Below are 15092 nucleotides of genomic sequence, written 5' to 3'. Positions count from 1 at the left end.
ACCCGGGAGCGCTGGAGTTCGGCGGATTTCCGCCAACCGCTACCGGATGACGATCTTCTCCGCCCGCATCGAATCCTTGACCTGGCCGATGGTGAGATCGCCGAAATGGAACACGCTGGCCGCGAGCACGGCGTCGGCGCCCGCGTGCACGGCCGGGGCGAAGTGCTCGACCGCGCCCGCGCCCCCGCTGGCGATCACCGGGACCGTCACCGCCCCCCGCACGGCGCGGATCATCGGCAGGTCGAAACCGGCCTTGGTTCCGTCGGCGTCCATGGAGTTGAGCAGGATCTCGCCGACGCCGAGTTCGGCGCCGCGCACCGCCCATTCGACGGCGTCGATGCCGGTGCCGCGTTTGCCGCCGTGCGTGGTGACCTCCCAGCCGGAGGGCGTCTCCGGCTGCCCGTCCGGCACGGTGCGCGCGTCCACCGACAGCACGATGCACTGGGAGCCGAAGCGCTCGGACATCTCGCGCAACACCTCCGGTCGCGCGATCGCGGCGGTGTTCACCGAGACCTTGTCCGCGCCCGCACGCAGCAGGCGGTCCACGTCCTCGACCGTGCGCACCCCGCCGCCGACGGTGAGCGGGATGAAGATCTGCTCGGCGGTGCGGGTCACCACGTCGATCATCGTGCCGCGGTCACCGGTGGAGGCGGTCACGTCGAGGAAGGTCAGCTCGTCGGCGCCCTGCGCGTCGTAGAGGGCGGCCAGTTCGACGGGATCGCCCGCATCGCGCAGGTTCTCGAAGTTGACGCCCTTGACCACCCGTCCCGCGTCGACGTCCAGACACGGGATCACCCGTACGGCCAACGTCATTGCCTCACCCTTCCTCCGCGGCCGCCGGATCGGCGACCGTGCAGATCATGTCGAGCAGTTCCTCGTGCACGCCGGGCGCGGCCGCGAGCACGGAGCCGGAGGAGATGGTCCACGGCCTGCCCACCAGGTCGGTGACCACGCCGCCCGCCGCGCGCACCAAGGCGACGCCCGCCGCGTTGTCCCAGGGATGGTGCCCGAACACGATCGCGCCGCCGAGCACACCGGAGGCGGTGAACGCCAGATCGATGCCGGTCGAACCGTGCATGCGCACCCGGGAGGACAGCCTGCTCAGCGGTCCGAGCAGGTCGAAGCGGAACTGTCCGGGGATGCGGCCGTGCGCGTCCACGTTGAACGCGCCGAAACCGATCATGGCCTCGGCGAGTTTCCCGCGCGGCAGCGGCGGCAGCGGCTGCCCGTCCAGCAGCACGGGGCCCCCGGCCATGGCGGCGTAGCGGCGGCCGAGCAGCGGCAGCCAGGTCAGTCCCAGCACCGGTTCCCCATCGCGGACCAGCGCGAGCAGCATGCCCGACAGCGGATGCCCGGAGGAGTAGTTGAACGTGCCGTCGATCGGGTCGAGCACCCACGCGGTGCCGGAGGTGAGCTGCGGTCCGCCGAACTCCTCGCCGTGCACCTCGATCCCGGTGCGGCGCAGCAACTCGGCGGAGACGGTGCGCTCCAGCTCCAGGTCGAGTTCCGTGGCGAAATCGTTGCGGCCCTTCTCGACCGCGCTCGGCGCGCCGATACCCTCGACGAACCGCGAACACACCGAATCCAGGACCTCGCTCGCCGCCACGAGCAGGCTCGACAGTTCCCGGGTCATCTCACCGCGGCCAGCGCCTCGGGCAGGGTGAACCGGCCCGCGTAGAGCGCCTTGCCGACGATCGACCCCTCGACGCCGTCGGGCACGAGTTCGGCGATCGCGACCAGGTCCGCGATGGTGGACACGCCGCCGGAGGCGATGACGGGTGCGTCGGTGGCCGCGCAGACCTCGCGCAGCAGGTCCAGGTTCGGGCCGGTGAGCGTGCCGTCCTTGGTCACGTCGGTCACCACGTAACGCGAGCAGCCGTCGCGCTCCAGGCGCTCGAGCACCTCCCACAGATCGCCGCCGTCGCTGACCCAGCCGCGGCCGCGCAGCCGGTACTCGCCGTCGATGATGCGCACGTCGAGGCCGACCGCGATGCGCTCGCCGTGCCGGGCGATGGCCTTCGCGCACCAGACCGGGTCCTCCAGCGCGGCGGTGCCGAGATTCACCCGGGCGCAGCCGGTGGACAAGGCCGCCTCCAGGCTCTCGTCGTCGCGGATGCCGCCGGACAGTTCCACCTTGACGTCGAGTTCGCCGACCACGCCCGCCAGCAGTTCCCGATTCGAGCCGCGCCCGAACGCCGCGTCCAGATCGACCAGATGCACCCATTCCGCGCCGGCTTCCTGCCAGGCCAGCGCCGCCTCGCGAGGCGAGCCGTAGCTGGTTTCGCTGCCGGCCTCTCCTTGCACGAGGCGCACAGCCTCTCCGTTGGCGACATCGACGGCGGGTAGCAGCACAAGACTCACGAGAGCAGCCTAGTGGTTACCCGGCCGCGTCCGAGTGCAGGGCCTGGGCGGATGGGACGTCGATCACCGCGGCGGGCCCGCCGCGTGCGCGTCCAGGATCCGGGTCAGCAGCGTGACCAGGGTCTGCCGATCGCGCTCGGAGAACCCCGCGAGCAATTCGTCCTGGGCGACCTTCAGGCGCTCGTCGAGATCGTCGAGGTGGCGCGCGCCCGCCGCGGTGAGCGTGACGATGTTGCGGCGGCGGTCGGCGGCGTCGGGGTTGCGCTCGACCAGCCCGCGGGCGGCGAGATCGTTCACCGCCGCGACCACGTCACTGCGGTCGATGCGGGTGCGCCTGCCCAGCTCCGCCTGGCTGGCCGGACCGAACTCACCGAGCGTGGCCAGCAGCGCGTAGTGGTGCCGCCGGGAGCCGGTGGGCTCCAGCGCCCGCTCGGTCGCCCGATTCGCCACCAGCGCGACCTGATTGACCAGCCTGGTGGGCAGGACGCGGAGCCGTCCCGCGGCGTCGTCGTGCGCGATGTCCATGCGGCCACTCTAACAAGAGTTATTGGCAGCACCCACGATCTGTTACGTTGGAGTCACCAACGTTGGACACGCCAACGTTCTGTTCGGAAGGCGACTTCGATGCGCAAGATTCGCTCGGCCCTCCCCCTGCTCGTTCTCCCGCTGGCCGCCCTGACCGCCGCCTGCGCCTCCGCCACCCCCACGCCGGAGGTGCGCGAGATGCTGGACCGCGGGCAGATCACCGCTCTGGTCGACCGGCTCGGCCGCGCCTTGGACGAGGGCCGCTTCGAGGACCTGCGGGCGATCTACACCCCGGACGCGACCGCGAAGACGCCCGGCGGCACGGCCGAGGGGCGCGACGCGCTGATCGCCCAGGCGAGCCGCAACCACGGCGAGGACAAACGCATTCAGCACGTGATCGGCAACGTGCTGATCGAGCTGCGCGGCGACACGGCCGACGTGCGGGCCAACTTGATCGCCACTTTCGCATCCGCCTCCTCCGACGGGACGATTCCGCGGCCGCAGTACACCCTCGGCGAGGTCTACCGTTTCGACGCAGTCCGCACCGCGGAGGGCTGGCGGCTGTCCCGAGTGCAGACCACCCCGATCTGGTCCACCGGCACACGTCCTTGAATCGGCGCGGCGAGCACGGCTGCGATGACAGGCGAGGCGCGCAACGCGCACTGCGCACGACCCGGCTGTCGTCGACGAGCCCCCGCACGCGTCCCACCAGGTAGCCGTTGATCACCGCGCCCCGCCGCCCGCAGGACCTGACGATCACTGGCGGAACCGCGGCGACGGGTCGGCGTATGCCCGGACCTACCAGCCCGGTCATCGGCAGGAGTCGGCATAACCGCGGCACGGGCGGCGCGGAAGGTAACGTCTCCGCTCGGCGATCATCCCCGGTCGCCGCTTCCCTTTCGCACCGAGGAAGTGCATGTCACGATCTGAAATCGCTGCCGCCCTGTCGCTTTCGGCAGCAGCCTGCTTCGCGGCGTTCGTCGCCGCACCCGCCGCCAACGCCGCCGCGCCCGAGGAGGCGCGCCTGGCGGGATGCGAATTCGGCTCCGCCGCGGCGACCTACGACTACGCGCGGTTCGGCGAACACGCCCGCCGGATGCTCGACCTCAGCACCGGAGAGTTCCGCGCCGAGTTCGAGAACTTCCGCGCCAACATCCAATCCAGTGCCGAGGCCGCGCACAGCCGCGCCGAGGCCAACTCGGCCGACTGCCGCATCGTCTCCGGCGACGACAATCGGGCCGAGGTGGACGTTGACGTGGTGCGGACGGTGACCAGCGATGAGACCGACGGTCTGCCGCAGACCAGCCGCATGGCGATGACCGTGACGGTGGACAACGTCGACGGACGCTGGTTGGTCAGCAAGGTCCGCAAGCACTGACCGCGGCGGCGATCCCGCGCGCCTCGGCGCGCGGGATCCGTCCTACAGCGAGTTCACCCAGTTGCGCAGCAGGTGGGCGCCCGCGTCACCGGATTTCTCCGGGTGGAACTGGGTCGCCGACAGCGCGCCGTTCTCCACCGCGGCCAGGAACGGCACCCCGTGCTCGGCCCAGGTCAGCTTGGGCGCGGCGAAGTGCTCACTGGGCGGCAGGTCCCAGGTCTGCGCGGCGTAGGAGTGCACGAAGTAGAAGCGGGTCTGCGCGTCGAGGCCCGCGAACAGCACGCTGTCGGGCGGGGCGGAGACGGTGTTCCACCCCATGTGCGGCAGCACCGGCGCCGACAGCCGTTCGACCGTGCCGGGCCATTCGGCGCACCCGTCGCTCTGCTCGCCGAATTCCACACCCCGCTCGAACAGGATCTGCATGCCGACGCAGATGCCCAGTACCGGGCGCCCGCCGGCCAGCCGCTGACCGATCAGGCGTTCGCCCCGCACCGCACGCAGCCCCGCCATGCACGCGGCGAACGCTCCGACGCCCGGCACGACCAGCCCGTCGGCGGCGAGCACGGCCTGCGGGTCCGCGGTCACATCGACGCGGGCGCCCGCCCTGGTCAGCGCCCGTTCGGCGGAGTGCAGGTTGCCCGACCCGTAGTCGAGCAGGGCCACCGTTTTCGCGCTCACAGCGTTCCCTTCGTCGAGGGGACCCCGCTCACCCGCGGATCGAGTTCCACCGCGGCGCGCAGCGCACGGGCCACCGCCTTGAATTCGGCCTCGGTGACGTGGTGCTGATCGCGGCCGTAGAGCACCCGCACGTGCAGCGCGATACGCGCGTTCAACGCGATCGACTCGAACACGTGGCGGTTGAGCACGGTGGAGTACGGCGCGCCGGGACCGGACCCGGGAATCACCGTGTGCACCAAGTGCTCCGGCTCTCCGGTGTGCACGCAGTAGGGGCGGCCGGACACGTCGACGGCGGCGTGCGCCAGCGTCTCGTCCATCGGGATGTAGGCATCGCCGAACCGGCGGATCCCCGTCTTGTCGCCCAGCGCCTTGCCGAGCGCCTGACCGAACACGATCGCGGTGTCCTCGACCGTGTGGTGCGCTTCGATCTCGGTGTCGCCCTCCGCCCGCACGGTCAGGTCGAAGCTCGCGTGCGCGCCGAGCGCGGTCAGCATGTGGTCGTAGAACGGGACGCCGGTGGCGATCTCGGTCTTGCCGGTGCCGTCCAGATCCAGCTCGACGACGATGCCGGATTCCTTGGTGACCCGCTCCACCCTGGCGGTCCTACTCATGCTCACGTCCAATCGAGTTGTCGCCGATGGCTTCTCGGCGCTGGTTCATCGGGGTGCCAGGTCGCTGTCTGCCAGCAGCCCGCTGACCCGCAGCAGTTCGTCGTTCTCGGCGGCGAGGCCGATCGTGGTGCGCAGATAGCCGGGAAGGCCGACGTCGCGGATCAGCACGCCGTGCTCGAGGTAGCGCTGCCAGCTGCGCGCGGCGTCGGCGAAGCGGCCGAACAGCAGGAAGTTGGCGTCGCTGGGGATCACGTCGTATCCGAGCTCGCGCAATGCCGCCGCAACCCGGTCGCGCTGGGCGGCGAGTTCGGCGACGCTGCCGAGCGTCTCGTCGGCATGCCGCAGGGCCGCGCGCGCGGCGGCCTGGGTGACCACCGACAGGTGGTAGGGCAACCGCACCAGCAGCATCGCGTCGATCACCGCGGGCGCGGCGACCAGATAGCCGAGGCGCCCACCGGCGAACGCGAACGCCTTGCTCATCGTCCTGGTCACCACGAGCTTCGCGGGGTAACGGTCGATCAGCCCGATGGCGCTCGGCTGCGCGGAGAACTCGCCGTAGGCCTCGTCGACCACCACGATGCCGGGGGCGGCCGCGAGGATGCGCGCCAGGTCCTCCTGCGGGATGCTGTGCCCGGTGGGGTTGTTCGGGCTGGTCACGAACACCACGTCGGGGGCGCGCTCGGCGATCGCGGCCAGGGCGTGATCGATGTCGAGGGAGAAGTCGGCGTTGCGCTTCGCCTCGATCCACTCGGTGTCGATGCCTTCGGAGATGATCGGGTGCATCGAGTACGAGGGCACGAACCCCAGCGCGCTGCGGCCCGGTCCGCCGAAGGCCTGCAACAACTGCTGCAGGATCTCGTTGGAGCCGTTGGCGGCCCAGACGTTGCCGGTGTCCACCGCGATACCGGTCTGCGTGGTCAGATACCGCGCCAGGTCGGTGCGCAGCGCGACGGCGTCGCGGTCCGGGTAGCGGTGCAGGTCCGCGGCGGCGGCGCGGATCGACTCGGCGACGTCGTCGATCAGCGCCCGGCTGGGCGGATGCGGGTTCTCGTTCGTGTTCAACTGGACGGGCACCGTCAACTGCGGTGCGCCGTAAGGCTTCTTGCCCCGCAGGTTATCCCGCAGCGGCAGGTCGTCCAGGGTCAGGTCCGCGCCGGGCGCGCTCGCCGCGCGCGTCACGAGAGGGCCTCGAAACGCGCCTGCACGGCCTGGCCGTGCGCGGGCAGGTCCTCGGCGTTCGCCAGCGCCACCACGTGGCCCGCGACATCCTTCAGCGCCGCTTCGGTGTATTCCACGACGTGGATCCCGCGCAGGAAGGTCTGCACGCTCAGCCCGGAGGAGTGCCGCGCGCAGCCCGCAGTGGGCAGCACGTGGTTGGAGCCCGCGCAGTAGTCGCCCAGACTGACCGGCGCGTACGCGCCGACGAACACCGCTCCGGCGCTGCGCACCCGCGCCGCGACCGCGGCCGCGTCGGCGGTCTGGATCTCCAGGTGCTCGGCGGCGTAGGCGTTCACCACGCGCAGGCCCTGCTCGATGTCGTCGACCAGGACGGTGCCGGACTGCTTGCCGCGCAGCGCCTCGCCCACCCGGTGGGCGTGCTTGACCACGGTCAGCTGCGTGGTCAGCGCCGCGTCCACCGCGTCGGCCAACTGCTCGCTGTCGGTGACCAGCACGCTGGCGGCGAGCACGTCGTGCTCGGCCTGGCTGATCAGGTCGGCGGCGACGTGCACCGGATCGGCGGTCGCGTCGGCGAGGACGGCGATCTCGGTGGGGCCCGCCTCGGCGTCGATGCCGACCAGGCCGCGGCACAGCCGCTTGGCCGCGGTGACGTAGATGTTGCCCGGCCCGGTGATCAGGTCCACCGGCTCCAGCTGCGCGCCGTCGGTGTCGACGCCGCCGTAGGACAGCAGCGCCACGCCCTGCGCTCCGCCGACCGCCCATACCTCCTCGACGCCGAGCAGCTGCGCGGCCGCCAGGATGGTGGGGTGCGGCAGCCCGCCGAACCGCGCCTGCGGCGGTGAGGCCACCACCAGCGAGCCGACGCCCGCGGTCTGCGCGGGCACCACGTTCATCACGACGCTGGACGGGTAGACGGCGTTACCGCCCGGCACGTACAGGCCGACCCGCTCGACGGGCACCCAGCGCTCGGTGACGGTGCCGCCCGGCACCACCTCGGTGGTCTTGTCCGTGCGCCGCTGATCGGCGTGCACCTTGCGCGCCCTGGCGATGGACTCCTCCAGCGCCGCGCGGACCGCCGGGTCCAGCCGTTCCAGCGCGGCTTCCAGCTCGGCCGCGGGCACCCGCACCGTCGCCGGGATCACCCCGTCGAAGCGCTCGCTGAACTCCAGCGCCGCCGACACGCCCTGATCACGGATCGCCTCGACCACCGGACGCACCTGATGCAGCACCGAGTCCACGTCGACTCCCCCGCGCGGCAGCGCGGCGCGCAGCTCGGCGACGGAGGGAGTACGACCGCGCAGATCGACGCGGGCGAGCTCGATGCGGGATGTCATGTGGTGTCGGTCCTTGTCTCCAGCTGAATCCGCAACAGGAAAGTTGCCGCTACCAGCCTAATGGGCCGATGCGAGCCGTTATCGCCGTGGTCCGGGCGGCCGGGTCGCGAGGCAGCGGTGTGCGCAGGTCGGCGGTCGGTAGGTGCGGTCGGTGCGCCGGGCTGTGGCGTTGCTCTCCTCAGGCGGAAGGCGTCGCGCCCGGTGCCGCCGCGACAGCGGTCGCGTCGCCGCTTCCGAGCCCCGACACCCGCGTCAACGAGTGTCGCTGTCGATCTGCACGGACCCGCTGCCGGGGTTGATCACCCGGAGCGTGACCGACTTGTTCTGACCGCCGTAGGTCACGCTGGCCACATTGACGTCCACCGAACCGTCCGCGTTGGTACCGGTACCGCCTCCGGCCGTGTCGACGGTGTTGAAGCCGGTGACCCGGTTCTGCGTCCAGTAGTCCTCGAAGGCTTGCTGGCTACCGTAGACCTGCTGGGCAGCCGGGGTCAGCTGCTTCCAGGCAGCGGACAGACTCAGGTAGGTGAGGTTGTTGTAGAAGTTCACCACCATGTCGATGGACTGCCGCGAGTCGGCCTTGCCGACGCTCTTCGTCTCCCCCACGGGGACGGCGGCCGAGGTCGTGTTGCCGCCGGGGCGTGTGGAGGCGACCACCGACGAGGTATCGCCCTGCGCGGCGTTGGTGTTCGAGCCCGACGAGCTCAGCATGTTCACCATGACGGCTGCGGCCACCACGACCGCGCCGATCAGCGCACCGATCAGCACCGCGCGCCGTTTCCCTCCCGAGCCCCGGCTCGGTGTCGGGCGCGGCTGCGCCATGGTGCGGGGATGGGCCGCGGTGTCCGGGTGGACGGGCGGTGGGGGCGTGGGACGGGGACGCGGCTGGCGCTCGGTCGGCGTGTAGGGCGCGGAGGCCATCGCCGAGGGCCGCAGCGCGCGGGTCGCCGATTCCGGCTCGCCCGCCCTCGGCCGGGTGAAGGCTTCGCTGGCGGGCACGAACCCGGCGGCCACCGGCGCGGGGCCCGCATCGGCGAACGCGGCGAGGTGGTCGCGCGCGGCCCGCATGCTCGGGCGCTCGCGTGGCTCGGGGCTGAGCAGGTCGAGCAGGAAATCCGTGGCGGGCCCGGCGTTGCGCGGTTCGCTCAGCTGACCGTTGGCCGCGGCGTAGAGCACCGCGAGCGGGTTGGAGCCCGCGCCGTAGGGCGGTTCACCCTCGAGCGCGTGGAACAGCGTGGCGCCCAGCGCGAACACATCGGAGGCGGGGCTCGGATCGGAGCCGCGGGCGACCTCCGGCGCGAGGTAGGCGGCGGTGCCGCAGATCAATCCGGTCTCGGTGAGCGTGACGTCGCCGGTCGCGCGGGAGATGCCGAAGTCGGTGATCTTCACCGTGCCGTGATCGTCGAGCAGGATGTTGCCCGGTTTCACGTCGCGATGCACGATGCCCGCCTGGTGCGCGGCGATCAGCGCCGAGGCGACCTGTTCGCCGATCCGCGCGACTTGGGTCAGCGGCAACGTGCCCTGGGCGCCGATCACCGCCGCCAGGCTCTTGGACTTCAGGTACTCCATCACCAGGCAGGGATCGCCCTCGTGCTCGGTGATGTCGAACACGACGATCGCGTTCGGATGCTGGAAGCGGGCGGCGTTGCGGGCCTCCCGGATGGCGCGCTGGCGCACCACGACGCGTTCGGCCTCGGGCAGGCTCGGCTGGATGTGGATCTGCTTGACGGCGACGGAGCGCTGGAGGCGTTCGTCGACGGCACGCCAGACCACGCCCGTGCCGCCGCTACCAATCCGCTCGACCAGGCGGTAATGCTCCGCGATCAACTGACCGGTATCGATGGCGCCTACTCCGAACCTTCTCGAAATCGTGACATCCCGCATATTGATTACTCACGCGGTCCGGGGATGAGTGTAGCGGGCGCCGGAACACTCGTACGCGTCAGCCGGACCTTTCCGCGGCCCCGAATCGCCCGGCGCGGACTATCCGCGAGCACGCAGCATCCGGCCCGCGGCGTCCACCGCGGGCGCCGAACTGCTCGCGTCGCTGATGAACACGGCAAATGCCAGGTCGCCGTCGATGCCGACGAACCAGCCGTGCGCGTGGGCGTCATCGATGTACTCCGCGGTACCGGTCTTGCCGAGCAGCCCCGGGAGGTCCCGTAATTGTGTCGCGGTGCCGTCTGTGATCGTCTCGCGCATCATGGCTTTCAGCTGGTCGTCGACCTGCGGCGGCAGTGCGTCCGCCGTCCGGTCTGGGGTGCCCGGCTTGCCCGCGACGAGGGTGGGCGCGGGCACGGCGCCGCGGGCGATGGACGCGGCGAGCAGGGCCATGCCGAACGGTGACGCTGTCACCTGCCCTTGACCGATCGCCGATTCCACCCGCAGCGCGGAGGTCTCGGCCGCGGGAACTTTTCCGGTGACGGTGGTCAGGCCCGGTGTGACGTAGTCGATGCCGAGTCCGAGCTGTGCGGCGGCTTTCGTCAGGGCATCGGCGGGCAACTGCGCGCCGAGCGCGCCCATCGTGGTGTTGCAGGACCGGGCGAACGCGGTGTGCAGCGGAACCGAGCCGAGATCGAAGTTGTTGTCGTTGGGGATGCGACGGCCCTCGATGTTCGCCGTACCGGGGCAGGGCAGCACGGTGTCGGGTGTCACGGCGCCGGCCTGCAACGCGGCGGACACGGTGACCGTCTTGAACGTCGATCCCGGCGGGTAGAGCCCGGTGAGCGCGATCGGGCCCTGCGCGTCGGCGGCGGCGTTCTGCGCGATCGCGACGACCGCACCGGTCGAGGGCCGCAGGGCGACGATCGCGGCGGGCTGGGCGACCGGGGCCAGCGCCGCCTCGGCCGCGCGTTGCAGGCCGGGATCGAGCGTGGTCGCGATGTCGCCGGTGGGCCGCGGGTCCGTCCCGGCGACGCGCTGGGTGCCCTGCGGGGTCTGGGCGCGCACCGCCCACCCGGCGTTCGCGTCGGCGGACTCCTGCCACAACTCGGTGAGTCCGGACAGCGTCGGGGCGGCCAGCGCCTTGTCGGTCGTCAGCAGCCGGGTCTGCGGCGCGAGGGTGACGCCGGGCAGCGCGGTCAGGCGCTCCCGGATCGGGGCGAGGTCCGTCTCGCGCAGGGTGATCGCGGTGATCGGCTTGCCTTGCGCCGCGGCCAGTTCCGTTTGCAGCGACTGCGCGCCGAGGCCGGGCGAGAGCGGGCCGAGCAGCTCCGCGACCGCGGCGAGGTCGGCGCCGGGTGCCAGGTTCACCAGCGTGACGATCTGCTCGGTCATCAGTTCGCCGCCCGCGGCATCGAGGATGCGCGCCGGTTGCGGATAGACCCTGCTGTAGCTCAACGGCCCGCCGGCCAGGCCCGGGGCGACCGTGGCGGGATCCCACTTCACCCGCCACCCCCTCCCGTCGTCGTGCGCGGCGCCGTTGGTGGTGTAGGTCCACTCGGACTTGCCGTCCCCGCCCAGTTTCCAGGTGGCGGCCAGCGTGAAACTCTCGTCGTCGACCGAGCGGACCTCGTAGCGCACGTCCTTGCCGAGCCCCTCGTAGAGCGCGCCGAGGGTGTCGGAGGCCTGGGCCGGGTTGTCGGTGAGCGCGGCCGCCGCGGCGACGTCGTCCCGGTTCAGCGCCTCGGCGAACTGCCCGGCCACGGTATCGGGTTGATCCGGTCCGGACGAGCAGGCGGCGAGCACGAGCATCGGTGCGGCGAACAGGACGAGGGACTTCCGGTTGGTACGCACGCCGACGACCTTATCGGGCCGACCGCGATGCCGGGCGGGGCTCGAGGTCAGTCGCGCGCCCACCTGGCCTCGGCCAGCGCGGCGGCGTCGTCGTCGGAGAGGTCGATGTCGAACACCTCGGCGAGGATCTTGGGGAGTTCGGCGGGTTCCAGTTCCCGCGTGTCGCTCGTGCCGTCGGGATACTCGGTGACGAACGTGGTGCCGTCCAGCACGTGGTGCGCCTGCGGGTGGAAGCGCTGCACATACGGCCGCATGGTGAACGGGGAACGCGGTGAGGTCGATACGAAGTGATTGCCGACGGCGTAGTCGATGCGGTACTGCGGATTCAGCGTGAAGCTGTGCCGGTCGATCCATCCGTCGCGGCCGTATTGGTGCAGCACCCACAGCTCGGAATCCAGCTCACCGCGCGTGCGCTCCAGCCGGAACTTCCACTCCCCCGCCGCGAATTCGCCGGTCTCCGAGGACAATTCGAACGGCGCGAGCGGTCCGGCGCCGAAGCCCACGTCGCACAGCCATACCCGATCGTCGTCGGTGGTCGTCACGCGCACCAACGCGTGGGTGGCGGGCCGCAACCCGGCGCCCGCGCCCATGCTCACCCGCCCGCTCAGCCCGGTGACGCCGAAACCGAGTCGTTCCAGCGCGGCCGCGAACAGCCCGACGTTCTCGTAGCAGTAGCCGCCGCGGCGGCGGCGCACGATCTTGTCCTGCAAGCTCGCCAGGTCGAGGGGAATCGACCGGCCCAGGATGATCTCCAGGTTCTCGAACGGGATGGCGGTGGTGTGCGCCCGCACCAGGTCGTGCAGCGTCCGGACGGTCGGGGCGCGCTCGCCGTCGAAACCGATCCGGGCCAGGTAGGCGTCCAGATCCAGATCCGCTCCGTTCCAGTGGTAGGCCGGGTCGGTCGGCTTGCTCATCACGTCCTCGCTTCGTCGTTCGGTCTTCTCGATCAACCGCGCGGGACGACGATCGTGTTCCCGGCGCCTCACGCCGCGCACTTCGCGCCCGCGGGTGCGGGCGGGGCGGTGACGACGCCGTGCGCGACGTCGACGAGGTAGTCCCGGTCCGGGCCGTCGACCGGTTCGGTGCCCAGCAGCAGGCGTTCGACGACGCAGCCGCCTTCGAAGAAGGCCGGGCCGACGCTGTGGTCGCCCGGCGTCACCCGCCCGTTCAGGTCACGCCCGGTGACGACGGTGTACATGGAGGTGGGCTTGCCCGCGGCGGCCAGCCCCGCGCGCATCTCGACGCTCGTGGCGTAGGGCACCACGTCGTCGGCGGTGCCATGGACGAGAAACGCGCGCCGCACGTCCATCCGGGCCGCCAGCAGGACGGGTGAGCGTTCGGCGTAGGCGAGCGGGCAAGCGGCGGGCGGGCAGCCACCCGCGTCGCGCTCGATCTGCGCGGGCAGTGCCGGATCCACGGCCACCGCACCCAGCCACATCGTGAAATCGTCGGCGGGACCGTAGTTGTCGACCCAGTAGTCGAACATCCCGCGCGGACCGTGCGCCGCCGCGAGACCGCTGGTGATGCCACCCTGACTCCAGCCCCACAGCACCGTGCGGGTGATCGAGGCGTGGACCTGGCGGTACCACGCGGTCGCGGCGACGATATCGCCCCGGCCCGCCCACAGATTCCACTCTCCGGTGCGCCACCGGCTGTCGGCGGAGCGTAGATCCATCGACAGGATCGGAGTCGCGGTGCGCCGCGCGATCGACTCGAGGTAACCGGCGAAATCCGCCGACGACCCGTCGTGCCCGTGCACCGCGACCACGAGCGCCTCCGGGGTCACGTCCCCCTCGGCGCACCGGTAGGGCTCGTACACCCGCCCGGTCGCCTCCTCACCGTCCACGGTCAGCGAGACCGGGCGCACGGTCACACCTGTCGCGCACGCCGGATCCGCCGAGACACGTGGCGCGGCAGCGATTGTCGTCACGAGCACGCCGGCCAGCGCGCAGCAGAGAAGTAGTACCGGATGGGCCCGTCGCATCCTCGGATGATGTCACGCCGTCAGCGGCGTCGCGGCGTCCCGGCGCAGGCGCGTCAGGACGAGCAGTCCGCCCCCGGCGGCGGCGAGACCCACCACCGCGCCGAACACGGTCACCCCGGCGCTCAACCCGTAGGCGTCGGCGAGGAACCCGGCGGTCAGCGGCAGCGCCGCGGCCGGAAGATAGCCGCCGACGTTCTGCGCGGCGTTCGCCTCGGCCAGCCGCCCGCCCGGCACGCTCGCGCCGATCGCCGTCAGGCCCCCGAACTGGCCGAGCCCTTGACCGGCACCGGCGAGCGCGGCGGCCGTCACGAACAACGCGAGCGAGGTCGTCGCGAGCGACACCACCAGCGCGATCATGCTCGTCACGGTCGCGACCGCGCCGCCGAGCAGGATGGTGCGCACGCCGAATCGCCGCGCGGCGAACTGAACTCCGGTCGCGGCGAGGAACATCGTGAACGCCACCGCACCCGCGAGCACCCGGTCGGCGGCGCCGAGCAGATGCGTCAGCACCGACGGTCCCAGCGACAGGACGAACGACGTCGCGGTGATCCCCGGTCCGAACACCGCGATCCCGAGCAGCACGGCGGTCCGCCCCTCCCGCGCGACCGAAGGAATCCGGATCCACGGCCCGCGTCCGCCGGGACCCGAGGGCAACGGCAGCCGCGCGGTCACCGCCAAAGCCGTTGCCAGCACCGCGATCTCGAGCGCGAAGACCGTCACCGTGGGACCGGGCAGCGTTTCGGACAGCAGGCCCGCCAGCAACGGGCCGCTCCCGGCCCCGAGCACCATCGCCGTGGAGGCGGCCAGCGCGGCGACGCGTCCGCGGTCGGGCCCGCCCACGTCCGTGACCGCCGCCATGCCCGCCGAGACGGCAGCGCCGACCGCCACACCGGTGAGCAGCCGTGCCAGTGCCAGCAGTAGGACCGACTGCGCGATCGCGAACAGCACGCAGGCCGCCATCGCCGCCGCCACCGCGGGCAGCAGGACCGGCTTGCGCCCCACCCGGTCCGACACCACGCCCGCGACCAGCAGCGCTCCCAGCAATCCGACGATGTAGCAGGCGAACACCGCGGTCAGCGTCCCGGAGGAGAAACCGATCGTCCGCTGCCACACCACATACAGCGGCGTCGGCGCGTTCGACAGCGCGAACACCGCGAACACCGGCCAAGCCGCACGCCACACCGGAGAGCCGCTCGTTCGGCGCACTTCCGCGCGGGGCCGCGTCACCGTCGATCCCATCACCACTCCTTTGTTCGAATTTTCTCGTACTGGTACGACAATAACCGAACCCGCGCGCGTAGTACGAT

At 71.5% G+C, this 15092-nt stretch carries 15 protein-coding genes; 2 read left to right on the top strand and 13 right to left on the bottom strand.

Annotation, left to right across the window (positions count from 1 at the left end):
• Positions 1-39 precede the first annotated feature (39 nt).
• From hisF to ABZ803_RS23020, 4 genes are all read right to left on the bottom strand, one after another.
• Complete coding sequence (gene hisF / locus ABZ803_RS23035) at positions 40-813, bottom strand: imidazole glycerol phosphate synthase subunit HisF (protein ID WP_357041647.1); 774 nt, start codon at positions 811-813, stop codon at positions 40-42.
• A 4-nt stretch (positions 814-817) separates the two neighbouring features.
• Positions 818-1633 carry an inositol monophosphatase family protein gene (locus ABZ803_RS23030; RefSeq protein WP_357041644.1) on the bottom strand — a complete coding sequence of 272 codons (816 nt, stop codon included), beginning with the start codon at positions 1631-1633 and terminating at the stop codon, positions 818-820.
• Positions 1630-2361, bottom strand: a complete 732-nt coding sequence (gene priA, locus ABZ803_RS23025; RefSeq protein WP_062970890.1) for a bifunctional 1-(5-phosphoribosyl)-5-((5-phosphoribosylamino)methylideneamino)imidazole-4-carboxamide isomerase/phosphoribosylanthranilate isomerase PriA — start codon at positions 2359-2361, stop codon at positions 1630-1632. The genes ABZ803_RS23030 and priA overlap by 4 nt, the downstream gene beginning before the upstream one ends.
• A 63-nt stretch (positions 2362-2424) precedes the next feature.
• Positions 2425-2886 carry a MarR family transcriptional regulator gene (locus tag ABZ803_RS23020; RefSeq protein ID WP_357041641.1) on the bottom strand — a complete coding sequence of 154 codons (462 nt, stop codon included), beginning with the start codon at positions 2884-2886 and terminating at the stop codon, positions 2425-2427.
• Positions 2887-2985: 99 nt separating this feature from the next.
• Between ABZ803_RS23020 and ABZ803_RS23015 the strand changes: the two genes are divergently transcribed.
• Both ABZ803_RS23015 and ABZ803_RS23010 read left to right on the top strand, forming a co-directional pair.
• Complete coding sequence (locus ABZ803_RS23015) at positions 2986-3498, top strand: nuclear transport factor 2 family protein (protein ID WP_357041638.1); 513 nt, start codon at positions 2986-2988, stop codon at positions 3496-3498.
• Positions 3499-3802: 304 nt separating this feature from the next.
• Positions 3803-4264 (top strand): hypothetical protein, encoded by a 462-nt coding sequence (locus ABZ803_RS23010; RefSeq protein WP_357041635.1) that lies wholly within the window; start codon positions 3803-3805, stop codon positions 4262-4264.
• A 42-nt stretch (positions 4265-4306) separates the two neighbouring features.
• On the opposite strand, the gene hisH is transcribed toward ABZ803_RS23010, so the two are convergent.
• The 9 genes from hisH to ABZ803_RS22965 all read right to left on the bottom strand — a co-directional run bounded on the left by hisH (position 4307) and on the right by ABZ803_RS22965 (position 15024).
• Complete coding sequence (gene hisH / locus ABZ803_RS23005; RefSeq protein WP_357041632.1) at positions 4307-4942, bottom strand: imidazole glycerol phosphate synthase subunit HisH; 636 nt, start codon at positions 4940-4942, stop codon at positions 4307-4309.
• On the bottom strand, positions 4939-5553 hold the full coding sequence (hisB, locus tag ABZ803_RS23000; RefSeq protein ID WP_357041629.1) for an imidazoleglycerol-phosphate dehydratase HisB: 615 nt from the start codon (positions 5551-5553) through the stop codon (positions 4939-4941). Before hisB ends, hisH begins: the two co-directional genes overlap by 4 nt.
• A 45-nt stretch (positions 5554-5598) precedes the next feature.
• The gene (locus ABZ803_RS22995; protein WP_357041626.1) at positions 5599-6732 is read right to left on the bottom strand and encodes a histidinol-phosphate transaminase; all 1134 of its coding nucleotides are present in this window, start codon (positions 6730-6732) and stop codon (positions 5599-5601) included.
• Positions 6729-8066 (bottom strand): histidinol dehydrogenase, encoded by a 1338-nt coding sequence (hisD, locus tag ABZ803_RS22990; RefSeq protein WP_040866017.1) that lies wholly within the window; start codon positions 8064-8066, stop codon positions 6729-6731. Before hisD ends, ABZ803_RS22995 begins: the two co-directional genes overlap by 4 nt.
• 252 nt (positions 8067-8318) lie before the next feature.
• The gene (locus ABZ803_RS22985; protein ID WP_357041623.1) at positions 8319-9893 is read right to left on the bottom strand and encodes a protein kinase; all 1575 of its coding nucleotides are present in this window, start codon (positions 9891-9893) and stop codon (positions 8319-8321) included.
• A 156-nt stretch (positions 9894-10049) separates the two neighbouring features.
• Positions 10050-11759 (bottom strand): penicillin-binding transpeptidase domain-containing protein, encoded by a 1710-nt coding sequence (locus tag ABZ803_RS22980; RefSeq protein WP_357042012.1) that lies wholly within the window; start codon positions 11757-11759, stop codon positions 10050-10052.
• An 89-nt stretch (positions 11760-11848) separates the two neighbouring features.
• Entirely contained in the window at positions 11849-12715 is an 867-nt protein-coding gene (locus ABZ803_RS22975; protein ID WP_357042009.1) for an arylamine N-acetyltransferase, read from the bottom strand.
• 68 nt (positions 12716-12783) lie between these two features.
• Positions 12784-13731: a prolyl oligopeptidase family serine peptidase gene (locus tag ABZ803_RS22970; protein WP_357041620.1), complete on the bottom strand. Its 948-nt coding sequence runs from the start codon at positions 13729-13731 to the stop codon at positions 12784-12786.
• A gap of 66 nt (positions 13732-13797) precedes the next feature.
• Positions 13798-15024 (bottom strand): MFS transporter, encoded by a 1227-nt coding sequence (locus ABZ803_RS22965; RefSeq protein WP_357041617.1) that lies wholly within the window; start codon positions 15022-15024, stop codon positions 13798-13800.
• Between the last annotated feature and the right edge of the window lie 68 nt (positions 15025-15092).

It is taken from the genome of Nocardia sp. NPDC047648 (assembly GCF_040642815.1).
GTDB classification, from domain to species: domain Bacteria; phylum Actinomycetota; class Actinomycetes; order Mycobacteriales; family Mycobacteriaceae; genus Nocardia; species Nocardia gamkensis.
The sequence above is the reverse complement of the archived record's forward strand: the minus strand, read 5'-3'. Positions and strand labels throughout refer to the sequence as shown.

Excerpts from the sequence above, each read along its gene's own strand:
- ABZ803_RS23015 (WP_357041638.1), top strand. The coding sequence starts at position 2,986 with ATGCGCAAGATTCGCTCGGCCCTCCCCCTGCTCGTTCTCCCGCTGGCC.
- hisF (WP_357041647.1), bottom strand. The coding sequence starts at position 813 with ATGACGTTGGCCGTACGGGTGATCCCGTGTCTGGACGTCGACGCGGGA.
- ABZ803_RS23010 (WP_357041635.1), top strand. The coding sequence starts at position 3,803 with ATGTCACGATCTGAAATCGCTGCCGCCCTGTCGCTTTCGGCAGCAGCC.
- ABZ803_RS22980 (WP_357042012.1), bottom strand. The coding sequence starts at position 11,759 with ATGCTCGTGCTCGCCGCCTGCTCGTCCGGACCGGATCAACCCGATACC.
- ABZ803_RS23020 (WP_357041641.1), bottom strand. The coding sequence starts at position 2,886 with ATGGACATCGCGCACGACGACGCCGCGGGACGGCTCCGCGTCCTGCCC.
- hisB (WP_357041629.1), bottom strand. The coding sequence starts at position 5,553 with ATGAGTAGGACCGCCAGGGTGGAGCGGGTCACCAAGGAATCCGGCATC.
- ABZ803_RS23030 (WP_357041644.1), bottom strand. The coding sequence starts at position 1,633 with ATGACCCGGGAACTGTCGAGCCTGCTCGTGGCGGCGAGCGAGGTCCTG.
- ABZ803_RS22975 (WP_357042009.1), bottom strand. The coding sequence starts at position 12,715 with ATGAGCAAGCCGACCGACCCGGCCTACCACTGGAACGGAGCGGATCTG.
- ABZ803_RS22965 (WP_357041617.1), bottom strand. The coding sequence starts at position 15,024 with ATGGGATCGACGGTGACGCGGCCCCGCGCGGAAGTGCGCCGAACGAGC.
- hisD (WP_040866017.1), bottom strand. The coding sequence starts at position 8,066 with ATGACATCCCGCATCGAGCTCGCCCGCGTCGATCTGCGCGGTCGTACT.